The organism is Dactylosporangium sp. CA-052675 (assembly GCF_050947935.1).
GTDB lineage: Bacteria > Actinomycetota > Actinomycetes > Mycobacteriales > Micromonosporaceae > Dactylosporangium.
In genome coordinates this window covers 7,358,222-7,370,103 of the sequence record NZ_CP192010.1, presented here as the reverse complement: position 1 = coordinate 7,370,103, position 11,882 = coordinate 7,358,222, and the positions used below count along the sequence as shown (strand labels likewise).

11 protein-coding genes are annotated in these 11,882 nt (G+C 74.7%); 8 read left to right on the top strand and 3 right to left on the bottom strand.

All coding sequences use genetic code 11. From position 1 onward, the window contains the following. Positions 1 to 51: 51 nt before the first annotated feature. From ACQP1P_RS32775 to ACQP1P_RS32765, 3 genes are all read left to right on the top strand, one after another. Positions 52 to 174 carry a hypothetical protein gene (locus tag ACQP1P_RS32775; protein ID WP_433076764.1) on the top strand — a complete coding sequence of 41 codons (123 nt, stop codon included), beginning with the start codon at positions 52 to 54 and terminating at the stop codon, positions 172 to 174. Next, positions 171 to 1,124 (top strand): formylglycine-generating enzyme family protein, encoded by a 954-nt coding sequence (locus tag ACQP1P_RS32770; protein ID WP_433076762.1) that lies wholly within the window; start codon positions 171 to 173, stop codon positions 1,122 to 1,124. The genes ACQP1P_RS32775 and ACQP1P_RS32770 overlap by 4 nt, the downstream gene beginning before the upstream one ends. A 97-nt stretch (positions 1,125 to 1,221) precedes the next feature. Next, the gene (locus ACQP1P_RS32765) at positions 1,222 to 2,019 is read left to right on the top strand and encodes a hypothetical protein (protein WP_433076760.1); all 798 of its coding nucleotides are present in this window, start codon (positions 1,222 to 1,224) and stop codon (positions 2,017 to 2,019) included. 76 nt (positions 2,020 to 2,095) lie between these two features. Here the strand turns inward: ACQP1P_RS32765 and ACQP1P_RS32760 are convergent, their stop codons facing one another. The 3 genes from ACQP1P_RS32760 to ACQP1P_RS32750 form a co-directional block, all read right to left on the bottom strand. Next, the gene (locus tag ACQP1P_RS32760; protein ID WP_433076758.1) at positions 2,096 to 2,287 is read right to left on the bottom strand and encodes a CsbD family protein; all 192 of its coding nucleotides are present in this window, start codon (positions 2,285 to 2,287) and stop codon (positions 2,096 to 2,098) included. Positions 2,288 to 2,428: 141 nt separating this feature from the next. Beyond that, positions 2,429 to 3,409 carry an AraC family transcriptional regulator gene (locus ACQP1P_RS32755; protein ID WP_433076756.1) on the bottom strand — a complete coding sequence of 327 codons (981 nt, stop codon included), beginning with the start codon at positions 3,407 to 3,409 and terminating at the stop codon, positions 2,429 to 2,431. 47 nt (positions 3,410 to 3,456) lie between these two features. Beyond that, positions 3,457 to 5,394, bottom strand: coding sequence for a CocE/NonD family hydrolase (locus ACQP1P_RS32750; RefSeq protein ID WP_433076754.1), 1,938 nt, complete (start codon positions 5,392 to 5,394; stop codon positions 3,457 to 3,459). 165 nt (positions 5,395 to 5,559) lie between these two features. Here ACQP1P_RS32750 and ACQP1P_RS32745 point away from each other — a divergent pair, with 165 nt between their 5' ends. Genes ACQP1P_RS32745 through ACQP1P_RS32725 form a run of 5 tightly spaced genes read left to right on the top strand, consistent with a single transcriptional unit; the run spans position 5,560 to position 11,875 of the window. Beyond that, positions 5,560 to 7,107 carry an ABC transporter substrate-binding protein gene (locus tag ACQP1P_RS32745; RefSeq protein WP_433076752.1) on the top strand — a complete coding sequence of 516 codons (1,548 nt, stop codon included), beginning with the start codon at positions 5,560 to 5,562 and terminating at the stop codon, positions 7,105 to 7,107. Between the two features lie 23 nt (positions 7,108 to 7,130). Continuing rightward, on the top strand, positions 7,131 to 8,081 hold the full coding sequence (locus ACQP1P_RS32740) for an ABC transporter permease (protein ID WP_433076750.1): 951 nt from the start codon (positions 7,131 to 7,133) through the stop codon (positions 8,079 to 8,081). Continuing rightward, positions 8,078 to 10,018, top strand: a complete 1,941-nt coding sequence (locus ACQP1P_RS32735) for a dipeptide/oligopeptide/nickel ABC transporter permease/ATP-binding protein (protein WP_433076748.1) — start codon at positions 8,078 to 8,080, stop codon at positions 10,016 to 10,018. Before ACQP1P_RS32740 ends, ACQP1P_RS32735 begins: the two co-directional genes overlap by 4 nt. Beyond that, entirely contained in the window at positions 10,015 to 10,881 is an 867-nt protein-coding gene (locus ACQP1P_RS32730; RefSeq protein WP_433076746.1) for an ATP-binding cassette domain-containing protein, read from the top strand. The genes ACQP1P_RS32735 and ACQP1P_RS32730 overlap by 4 nt, the downstream gene beginning before the upstream one ends. Then, positions 10,874 to 11,875, top strand: a complete 1,002-nt coding sequence (locus ACQP1P_RS32725; protein WP_433076745.1) for a LacI family DNA-binding transcriptional regulator — start codon at positions 10,874 to 10,876, stop codon at positions 11,873 to 11,875. The genes ACQP1P_RS32730 and ACQP1P_RS32725 overlap by 8 nt, the downstream gene beginning before the upstream one ends. The last annotated feature ends 7 nt before the right edge of the window (positions 11,876 to 11,882 follow it).

Sequence of the window (11,882 nt, the reverse complement as noted above, 5' to 3'; positions counted from 1 at the left end):
TCGTGTGCCGCCCCACGATGACCGCGAGGTTGGGAATCGGCTGGGACCTGGTTGGAGATCGCCAACCTGTGGGACGCGCACCCGGCCGTCGTCGCCGCGCTCTACGCACAGCTGCGCGAGATCTGCCGCGACCCGGGAAGCGGGCTGCCGTTCGACGTAGGTTTGTCGGCGTGAGCTGCTGCAACCCGCCCGCCGACCGGGCCTCGGACGTGCCCTTCGCGCTGCCCTTCGCCGTGCCGGAGCGCACCCGCGCCGAGGTGCTCAAGGGCATGGTGGCGATCCCCGAGGGCCCGTTCCTCATGGGCGGCGACGACCCGGACGCGTTCCCCGGCGACGGGGAGGGCCCGGTCCGCGAGGTGCGCGTCTCGGCGTTCCACATCGACCCGACGGCGGTCACGAACGCGCAGTTCGCCCGGTTCGTCAAGGCGACCGGCTACGTGACCGAGGCCGAGCGCTTCGGCTGGAGCTTCGTGTTCCACCTGCTCGTGCGGGGCGAGGCGGAGCGGCGCGTGCTGGCCGGCCGGTCGGCGGGGGTGCCGCGGTGGTGGCTGCCGGTGGAGGGCGCGGACTGGCGCCACCCGGCCGGCCCGGGCTCCGGCATCGGCGAGCGGCGCAACCACCCGGTCGTGCACGTGTCGTGGACCGACGCCGCCTGCTACGCGGCCTGGGCCGGCAAGCGCCTGCCCACCGAGGCCGAGTGGGAGAAGGCCGCCCGCGGGGGCCTGGAGCAGGCCCGGTTCCCGTGGGGCGACGAGTTCACGCCGCGCGGGACGCACCGCTGCAACACGTGGCAGGGCGAGTTCCCGCGGCACAACACGGCCGCCGACGGCTACCTGGACACCGCGCCCGTGGACGCTTACCGCCCGAACGGCTTCGGCCTCTACAACACGTCGGGCAACGTCTGGGAGTGGTGCGCCGACTGGTTCAGCCCGGCGTGGCACGCCGAGCCCTCCGACGCCACCCGGCTCGACCCGGCGGGGCCGCCCGAGGGCACCACCCGCGTGATGCGCGGCGGCTCGTACCTGTGCCACGAGTCGTACTGCAACCGCTACCGGGTGGCCGCCCGCACCTCGTCCACCCCCGACAGCACCACCGGCCACGCGGGCTTCCGCTGCGCCGCCTGACGGGGCCGCCGCCGGGCGGAACGGGGCGGCGCGCGGGCGGGTCGCAACGGCGACAGTCACGCGACCGTGCGTGTGCGGCTGTGCACACTCGGCGGCTATGAGATCGACTCGAGTGCTCATCGCCGCCGCCGTCGTGGCGGCGTCCGTGATCGTTGCCCAGCCCGCGTTCGCCGCGGCCTCCGGGGCCGGCTGGTCCGGCTCGTGGGAGTACACCGGCGGCACCGGCGTCCAGGTCAAGCTCGACGTGCCGGGGGCCCGGCTGGTCGCCAACGGCTGGGACGCCGTCGGCACGCGCGCCTTCGTCCTCAACGTCACCGACACCGCCGCCGACGGCAAGTGCGCCTACGTGCGGTGGACCGCCGCGGCCACGACCGAGCACTGGTCGTGCGGCAGCGGCACCACCGTGCAGGTCAGCGGGCTGCCCACCTCGACCGGGGCGATCACCGCGGTGCTGTGCCGCGACTCGGCCGCCCACGACAGCAAGACCAACTGCAACGTCATCGACGTGCCTTCGTCGTCCAGCGACGCCTTCATCCGCACCGAGGGCAACGGCGCCCGGTGGAAGTACTACGACGGCTACGACGGCGAGGACTGGGGCGCCTGGATCACCATCGGCGGCGTGCACCTCGACTACTTCGGGTGGGACGACACGCCGGCGGGGCAGCGCATGATCCGGTCGTGGCTGACGCTGCTGGAGCCGGCCTGCGGCTCGGGCGCGATCCTCGCCGCCACCCCGGCGTCGAGCCTGTCGCACTGCTCGGACTACGACCTCATCGACGCCCTGCCGGAGACCCACGTCACCGGCACGGCGTGGGGCAACGGCTGCACCTGGTCGCAGCGGGGCCTGAACCCGCCGGTGCACTGCATTAAGGTCCGGGTACCGGTGCCGAGCTGACCGGCTGACCGCCCGCGGGCAGCGCGGCCGGCTCTCGCCGCGCTGCCCGCGAACGCCTCTCGCGGCTGCCGCCGGGTCAGCTCAGCGCGTCCTTGGCCTTGCCGGCCGCGTCCTTGACCTTGTCCCCGGCCTGCTTCACGTTCGCGGAGCTCTTCTCGGACTCGCCCTCGGCCTGCAGACGCTCGTCGTCGGTCATGTCGCCGACCTTGTCCTTGGCGGCGCCCTTGGCCTCTTCGGCCTTGTGCTGGACCTTGTCCTGGAAGCTCATCGAGCCCTCCCGTCGTCGGTCGCTCGTGCCGATGCGGATGGCACCGGCACCGTCGCCCACCCGACTGCCCGCACCGGCGGCTGCGAAACACCCCGCGGCGGCGCCGTCGCGGCGGACTCGTGACCGGACCCGGTGACGCGGTCAGCCGGCGGCGCGCAGCGTGTCCGACGGGGACTCCCCGTAGCGGGCGCGGTAGTACTGGGCGAACCGCCCGAGATGGGTGAACCCCCAGCGGTGCGCGACGTCGGCGACGGTCGCGGTCGCCGGCGTGGTGGCCAGCAGGTCGGCGCGCACCCGGTTGAGCCGCGCGGTGCGCAGATACTGCATGGGCGAGGCGTTGAGGTGCTGGCGGAAGCCGTCCTGCAGCGCGCGCGGGCTGACCCCGACGTCCCGGGCCAGCGAGGCGGCGCTGAAGTCGCGCTCGGGCCGGTCCTCCAGCAGCCGTACGGCGGTGCGCACATGCCACGGCGTGGACTCCGGCAGATCGTCGCGCAGCCGCGCCGAGTGGCTGTGCGGCTGGGACAGCAGCAGCCCGCGCAGCAGCAGCCGCTCGGTGTGCATCGCCAGCCGGGGATGCTCGAGCAGGCCGCCGCCGGCGTTGAGCTCCCGGGTGAACGCCGTGGCGATCGCGAACCAGGACCGCACGCGCTCGCCGGCCAGGTCCATCACCGGCTCGAAGCGCAGCGGCGGCCCGACCGGGCCGTCGATGAGCGACTCCAGCTCGTCCTCCAGCGCGCGCCGCTGGATGCGGAAGGCCAGCGCCGCACAGTCGCGGCTCCACGCCATCGCCACCCGCCCGGACGCGGAGGTGACCGACGCCTGGGCGGTGGTGCACAGCAGCTCGGTGCCGCTGACCCGCACCCGCAGGCTGCCCGAGACCGGCAGCTGGATCCACACCGACGTCGCGGTGCTGTCGTAGGAGCAGCGGACCTCGCAGCCGTACGACAGGTACAGCGCGACGACGTGCGGCAGCCGGACGGCGTGCAGCCGGGCGTCGAGCCGCAGGCCCTCCGGGCCGTCTTCGAGGCGGTGGTCCGGCAGCTCGCGGGCGAACTGGTCGTCCACGTCGTCGCGGTCGGTGCCGCGGGCGACGACGTGCCGGTCCAGTGGCAACTCGGGCATCGGCTCCGAGCGTGGCACGCGGACCGATACCCATGGTTACCTGACGGTTACGGCTGACGAACAAGGCCCTCGCCCTCGCGGGTCAGCTCCGCCGTCCAGGTCCCCTCGAAGAGCGTGAGCGCGCCGACGCGCACGACACCGTGGGCCCGCAGCGCGTCCTGCGTGCACCGCACGGACGCGCTGGCGAAGATCCGCTCGCCGGTCTCCAGCCACACCTCCGCCGTCTGGGTGCCGCTGGTCACCACGGCCTGCGGCGCGCCGCCCGGCAGGTGTGCCCGCAGGCGGCTGGTGAGGCGGTAGACGTGCCCGTCCGTGCTGACCGTGTGCGGCACCTCGCTCGCGACGCTCACCGTCGTCGCCCCGCGGGTGTGGTCCCGCTCGACCCGCCAGCTCGGCGCCGCGGCGGCGGGGCGGCCCGTCGCGTCCGCCGGCGGAAGGTCCACGTCCGTGCCGGCGTGCTCGTCGGCGACCGGCAGGACCAGCCGCAGCCCGGCGACGTGCACGGTGTCCTCGCCGCACAGCGGCGTGAGCCGCGGGAAGTCGGCGGTGCCGAGCGCGACGCGCAGCCGGGTGCCGGCCGGCACCCGGTGGTGCACCGGGCGCAGCGGGATCGTCTGCTCCGCCTCGGTGCCCGGCCGCAGGGTGCCGGCGGTGATGAGCGTCGAGCGGCCGCTCGGGTCGACGCCGCACAGGCGGGCGACGAGCCGCAGCGGCGGCACGATCCGGCCGTGCTCGTCCGGGGCGAGCCGGACGAGCACCTGCGGGCGCCCGGCCAGCAGCAGGTCGGCCTCGATCGGGGCGCCGGTCGCGCAGAGCGAGCGCAGGTCGTCGTCGTGCTGGTCCAGCGGCGGGCACGCCTCGCCCAGCCCCATGCCGGCGAGGCCGCGCAGCGTGCCGACGCTCGGGTCGGGCACGTGCGGGCCGGGCGGCCGGCGCGCGGTGTCCGGGGCCGCCGGCACGAGCGCGTCGCCGTCGGCGGCGAGCACGGCGCTGCGCCCGGGCGGGGGCCAGTGGGCGTAGCCGCGCCAGCGCGGCCGCGGGCCGTCCAGGTGCAGCACGACCGGCGGGGCCGCCATGGCGTCGTTGGCCACGCCGCGCAGCCAGTGGTCCCACCACTGCACCATGAGCTGCAGGAAGCCGACGGGGTGGTGGGCCGAGTCCTGCGGCATGACGTGGCCCCAGGGCCCCATCACCAGCCGCTTCGGGCCGCGGATGCGCTCGAAGGCGTCGATGACCGCGTGGGTGAAGCTGTCGCGCCAGCCGCCGGCGCACAGCACCGGCACGACGATGCGGCTCCCGTCGATCGCCCGCTCGGCCCAGACCGGGTCGTCGGCCGGGGACCGGGCGTAGTCCAGGACCATCGGCCGCTGCGTGCGCAGCCGGGTCCGCCAGCGGTGCTGCGCGTCGGCGGCGGCGTAGCCGGCCAGCGGCGGCAGCAGCTGCTGCAGCAGCATCGCGCTGCCACGGTTGGCCAGGGCGTGCAGGTCGCCGCGGGCGCCGTCGGGGTGGATGCTGTCGCGCCCGGCGTCGAGTCCGTGCGCGATGGCGACGGCCGCCCGCAGGGGCGCGGGGCGCAGGCCGGCCACGCGCAGGGTCGTGTTCGCCGCGTAGGACACGCCCCACGCCCCGACCGCGCCGGTGCACCAGGGCTGGGCGGCGATCCAGTCGATGGCGGCGAGCGCGTCGTCGCCCTCGCCGCGGTCGAACTCGGCCCGGCGCTGCCCGTCGGAGGCGCCGGTGCCGCGATGGTCGACGACGAGGCTCGCATAGCCCCGCTCGGCGAACCACCGGGCCGGCCCGGCGTAGGAGGAGCCGGCGAGGAAGTCCTTGCGGTAGGGCTGCACGGTGACCAGAGCGGGCACGGCCTCGCCGGTCACCGGGCGGTAGAGGTCGCCCGAGAGCGTCACCGCGGGATCGGCGGTGGGGAGCCGGATGTCGCGGTGGACCCGGGTGGGGAAGGTGGCGCCGTCGCGATCAAGGAACACGTCGTCCTCCGAGGCTCGCGGAACCGGAGCTCCACCATACCGATGCGAAGTGCTTCGCAGAAAGGTCTTGACACTTGATCGACGGCCGTTGTTACCTAGGCATTGCGTCGGTGTAACACCCCACTCACAGGCCCCGCGAACCCGCAGCTACCCGTAGGAGGAGTCGTGCGGACGTGCCGCAGAGTCATCGACCGGGCCATACCCGCCCTGTCGCTCATCGCCGCGTTATCGGTCTCCGGCTGTGGCTCCACACCGGAGGCGAACCCGGCCGTCGGCAACACCCTGACCGTGGTCACGGCCTCCCCGCCGCAGACCCTGGACCCGGCGAAGACCGCGCAGAACAACAGCTGGCTGGAGAACCTGGCCTACGAGCCGCTCATCGTGCGCCGGTCCGACGGCACGCTCACGCCGGGCCTCGCCGAGTCGTGGTCGTACGAGGGCACGGGCAACAAGACCTTCGTGCTCAAGCTGCGCCCCGGGGTCACCTTCTCCGACGGCTCGCCGCTGAGCGCCCAGAACGTCGTCGACCATCTCAAGTACGTGGTCAGCTCGGCCGGCCAGATGGCGCCGCTGCTGGCCGGCTGCACCTTCACCGCGACCGACCCCGCGACGGTCACCATCACCTCGCCGGCGCCGAACCCGGACTTCCCGGTGATGCTCACGCAGGACTACATCATCGGCGGGGTCATCGGCAGCGGCGGCCTCGCCGACCCGGGCGCGCTGGGCACCACGACCGTCGGCGCGGGACCGTACATGCTCGACGCCCAGCAGACCGTCGCCGGTGACCACTACACGTACGTGCCGAACCCGCACTATTACAACGCCCCGGCGGTGCGCTGGCGCAAGGTGGTCATCCGGGTCATCACCACCCCGCAGGCCGTGCTCAACGCGCTCAAGACCGGCCAGGCCGACGTCGCCGTCGGCGACCCGTCCACCGTCGGTGCCGCCAAACAGGCCGGGCTCACCGTCGCCTCCTCGCTGTTCCTGTGGAACGGCGTGGTGCTGGCCGACCGCGGCGGGACGCTGGCCAAGCCGCTCGGCGACGCGCGCGTGCGGCAGGCGCTGAACTTCGCCACCGACCGGGCCGCGATCGCCAAGGCGCTGTTCCCCGGGGCCGGCGAGCCGGCGCACCAGGTCAGCGTCCCCGGCGGCTACGGATACGACGACAGCCTCGCCACCGCCTACCCGTACCAGGTCGACAAGGCCAAGGCCCTGCTCGCCGAGGCCGGCTACGGCGGCGGGTTCACGCTGGCCCTCGTCACCCCCGAATACCAGCAGCTGCACCTGATGGCCCAGGCGCTCGCGCAGCAGTGGAAGCAGATCGGGGTCGACCTGCGCATCACCGACTACGCCAACGCCAACCAGTACTCGGCGGACGCGTTCGGCGGGAAGTTCCCCGCGTTCATGACCGCCTTCGGCCAGATCCCGATCTGGATGGAGGGGCCGTCGCTGTTCCTGCCCTCCGCGGCGTTCAACCCGCTGAAGTACGCCGACCCGGCCCTGCAGTCGCGCTACGACGCGGCGGCGAGCAGCACCGGCGAGACCAAGAACGCGGCGGACCGCGGCGTCGTGGCGTACCTGACCACCCAGGCGTGGTTCGTGCCGGTGGTCATGACCGGGCTGCCGTACTACGCCCGCAACACGGTCGGCGGGATCGCCACCTCGCCGAAGGAGCCGCTGCTGTCCCTCTACGAGATCGTGCCGGCGGCCTAGCCGGCGCAGAAAGGTCGGCCGCCATGCTCCGCGCCGTGCTGCGCTGGCTCGCCTCGTCGGTGGCGCTGCTGTTCGTGGTCACCGCCCTGTCCTTCGTGCTCGTGTCGCTCGCGCCGGGGGACGCGGCGACGTCCATCCTCAGCAGCCAGTCGGGCAGCTACACCCCCGAGCAGTACGCCCGCACCCGCGAGCTGCTCGGCATCGACGAGCCGCTGTACGTGCGGTACTGGCACTGGCTCGGCGACCTGTTCCACGGCAGCCTCGGCCGGGACCTGTTCAGCGGGCAGCCGGTCGCCGAGATCGTCGGCGACCGGCTCCTGCCGAGCCTGTCCGTCATCGTCGGCACGGTGCTCGTCTCGGCCGTCGCCGGCACCTGGCTCGGCGTCGCCGGCGCGCGGCGCCGCGGCCCGGCCGGCCGGCTGCTGGACGCGGTGTCGCTGGCCGGTCTCGCGGTGCCGAGCTTCTGGCTGGCGCTGCTCGTCGTCGAGCTGTTCGCCGTGCGCCTGGCCTGGCTGCCCTCCGGCGGCTACGTCGACCCGGGGCGCGACCCGGTGGGCTGGCTGCGCGCGATCGCGCTGCCGGTGCTCACGCTCTCGGCCGGGTCGATCGCCTTCGTCGCCAAGCAGACCCGCGACTCGATGGCCGCGGTGCTGTCCCAGGAGTTCGTCACCATGCTGCGGGCCCGGGGCCTGCCGCTGCGCTCGATCCTCTACCGGCACGCGCTGCGCAACGCCGCCATCCCGGTGGTCACGATGCTGGGGCTGCTGTTCGTCAACCTGCTCAGCGGCGCCGTCCTCATCGAGGGCATCTTCTCCGTGCCGGGCCTCGGCCAGCAGGCGGTCACCGCTACCGGCGGCCACAACCTGCCGGTCATCACCGGAGTGGCGTTCTGCTTCACCGTCATCGTGATCATCGTGAACCTGCTGGTGGACCTGGCGTACCGCTGGCTCGACCCGAAGGTGCGTGCCGCATGAGCATCTCCCTGATCGCGACCGACGCGCCCCCGTCCGCGCGCCCCGCCCGGCGCTCGCGATGGCGCCGGCTGTGGCGCTCCGGCCCGGGGCTGGCCGCGGGGGCCTTCCTGCTCGCCCTGACCGCCGCCACGGTGTGCGTGCGGTGGGTGGCCCCGGCGGACCCCGAGCGGCAGGACCTGGCCGCGGCGCTGTCCGGGCCGGGCGCGGCGCACTGGCTCGGCACCGACCGGCTGGGCCGCGACGTGCTCAGCCGGCTGCTCTACGGCGCCCAGGTCACGCTCGTCAGCGTGGTCGAGGCGGTCGCGGTGTTCGTCGTGCTCGGCGTGACCCTCGGCGTCACGGCCGGGCACCTCGGCGGCTGGGCCGACCGCGCGATCTCGTGGCTGGCCGACCTGCTGCTCGCCCTGCCGGGCATCGTCATGCTGCTCATGGTGCTCGCGGTCTTCCCGGGCAACACGGCCGCCACCATGGTCGTGCTGGGCGTGATCTCGGCGCCGATGCTGCTGCGCGTCGCCCGGGGGGTCACCATGAGCGTCAAGCGGGAGCTGTACGTGCGGGCGGCGCGCCTGTCCGGCCTGGGCGAGGCCCGCATCATGGTCCGCCACGTCCTGCCCCGCCTCGCCGGCCCGATCCTCGTGCAGGTCTCCCTGTTCGCCGCGACCGCCGTGCTGGTCCAGGGGGCGCTGTCCTTCCTCGGCCTCAGCGCCCCGGAGACCGAGGGCCCGAGCTGGGGCAACATGATCGCGCAGGCGGCCCAGGTCACCGGCGAGGACCTGTGGCTGGCCGTCCCCACCGGCGCGATGCTCACGCTGACCGTCCTGGCGCTCGGCGTCTTCGGCGACGCGGTCCGCGACGTCACCGCCGAGCACCGCGAGCCGGCGGCCCCGCCACGGCCGGCGCGATCGCACCCCGCGCCGGCCGCCCCCGAGGACCCGGCGGCCGGCCCGGCGCCGCTGCTGTCGGTGGACGGGCTCACGATCGCGTTCCCGGCGCCCGGCGGAGCGGTCACGGTCGTGCGTGACGTGAGCTTCTCGGTCGCGGCGGGGGAGTGCGTCGGGGTCATCGGCGAGTCCGGCTCGGGCAAGACGATGATCGCGCGCAGCCTGCTCGGCCTGCTGCCGGCCGGCGGCGCGGTGACCGCGGGCGCCGCCCGGTTCCGCCCCGGTGCCGGGCCGGCCCTCGACCTGACCCGGCTCGATGAGCGCGGGTTCGGCCGCGTCCGGGGCCGGCGCATCGCGCTGGTGTCGCAGGAGCCGGGCAGCGGCCTGGACCCCGCGTTCCGCGTCGGCAGCCAGGTCGCCGAGGTGATCCGCCGGCACACCCCGATGAGCCGCCGGCAGGCCGCCCGGGAGGCGGTCGAGCTGCTGCGCACCGTCCGGCTCACCGATCCCGAGCAGGTCGCGCGGCGCTACCCGCACGAGCTGTCCGGCGGCATGGCGCAACGGGTCGCCATCGCCCTCGCGCTCGCCGGGCGGCCCGAGCTGCTCGTCGCCGACGAGCCCACTACCGCGCTGGACGTCACCGTCCAGGCCGAGATCCTCGACCTGCTGCGCGACCTGCGCCGCCGCCTCGGCATGGCCGTCATCCTGGTCACGCACGACTGGGGCGTGCTGGCCGACATCTGTGACCGCGCGGTCGTGGTCTACGCGGGCGAGGTCGTCGAGCAGGCCGGCGTCGAGGACCTCTACGCCGACCCCCGCCACCCGTACACGCGCGCCCTGCTCGAGGCCAACCCGCACCTCGCGGTGGCCGGGCGGGACCTGCCGACCATCGCCGGGACGGTCCCGTCGCCCGGGCACTGGTCGCCGGGCTGCCGGTTCCGCCCCCGGTGCCGATTCGCGGCCGACGAGTGCGCCGCCGGGACCATCCCGCTCACGGGCGGCGACGGCGACCGCGTGACCCGCTGCATCCGCGCGGAGGAGGTGGCGGCGCTGTGAACGGCGAGGCGCTGCTGGAGCTGCGGGGGCTGACCGTGAACTACGGCCGGGGCCGCCGCCGGCCGCCGGACGCGGTGCGCGACGTGAGCCTGACAGTCGCGCCCGGCGAGACGGTCGCGCTGGTCGGGGAGAGCGGCTCGGGCAAGTCGACGATCGGCAACGTGGTGCTGGGCCTGGTCCCCGCGACCGGGGGCAGCGTCCGCTTCGACGGCGAGGACATCACGGCGGCCGGGCGGCGCCGGCGGCGCGAGCTGACGCGGCACATCCAGCCGATCTTCCAGGACCCGTACGGCTCGCTCAACCCGTCCCGGACCATCCGCCAGACGCTGGTCGAGCCGCTGCTCGCGCACGGCGGCGCGGCGGGCGCCAGGGAGCGCGTCGCCGAGGTCCTGAGCCGCGTCGGGCTGCCGCCGGACGCCGCCGAGCGCTATCCGGACGAGTTCTCCGGCGGCCAGCGCCAGCGCATCGCCGTCGCGCGGGCGCTCGTCGCCGGCCCGCGCCTCATCGTGTGCGACGAGCCCACCAGCGCCCTGGACCTGTCCGTCCAGGCGCAGGTGCTCAACCTCCTGCGCGGCCTGCAGCGCGAGTCCGGGATCGGCTACCTGTTCATCACGCACGACCTGGCCCTGATCCGCCACGCCGCCGACCGGGTGGTCGTGCTCTACCGTGGCCGGGTGATGGAAACCGGCCCGGCGGCCCGCGTGACGCAACAGCCGCAACACCCCTACACGCAGGCGCTGCTCGCCGCGGCGCCCGTGCCCGATCCGGTCGAGCAGCGACGGCGCCGCGCGGTGGCCGGACACCTCACCCGGCACCCGGCCGGGCACGAGCGCTGGGAGCCGGGTGAGCCCAGCCGTGTCTGACGCCGTCACCATCTACGACGTGGCCGCCCACGCCAAGGTGAGCATCTCCACCGTGTCGCAGACGATCAACCGGCCGAGCCGGGTGAACGCCAAGACGCGCGAGCGCGTCCTGCGCGCGATCGAGGAGCTGCAGTTCGTGCCCAAGGGCGTCGCGGTGTCCCAGGCCCGGCGCGGCGTCGGGCGCATCGGCGTGCTCGCCCCGTTCACCTCCTACGACTCGTTCCGCCGCCGGCTCATGGGCGTGCTGGCCGAGTCCGACGGCGCGAGCCGCGACGTGGTGGTCTACGACCACGAGTCGGCCGCGGCGAGCGTGTCGCCGCTGCTGCGCACGCTGCCGGTGACCGGGCGCCTCGACGGGCTGCTCATCATGGGCCTGCCGCTGGACGACGAGCTCGCCGAGCACCTGGGCACCCGGGGGCTGCCGACGGTCCTGGTGGACAGCTCCCGGCCGGAGTTCAGCACCGTCAACATCGACGACGAGGAGGGCGGCGCCATGCTGGCCCGCCACCTGCTGCAGCGCGGCCACACGTCGTTCGCCTTCCTGCAGGAGCCGCAGGAGTCCCAGGCGTTCTTATCCCAGGGGCAGCGGCGCAACCGCGGCTTCCTGCGCGTGCTGGCCGGCGCCGGGATCGACGCGGCCGCGGTGCCCACGGTGCTGACCGGCAACGACATCGTGAGCAGCCGCCGGGCCCTGGGCGAGGTGCTCGCCCTGCGCCCGGCGCCGACCGCGGTCTTCGCCCACCACGACCTGCTCGCCGCGGGCCTGGTGCTGGAGGCCCGCCGCCAGGGGCTGCGGGTGCCCGAAGACCTCGCCGTGGCGGGCTTCGACGACGGCAGCGTCGCCGAGGCGGCCGGCCTGACGACGGTCAGCCAGCCCTTCGAGGAGTCCGGGCGGATCGGTGCCCGGCTGCTCGCCGAGCGCATCGCGGACCCGTCGGCGTCGGTGCAGCACATCACGCTCGGCCTGCGACTGGTCGTGCGCGACTCCAGCTGAGGAGGGC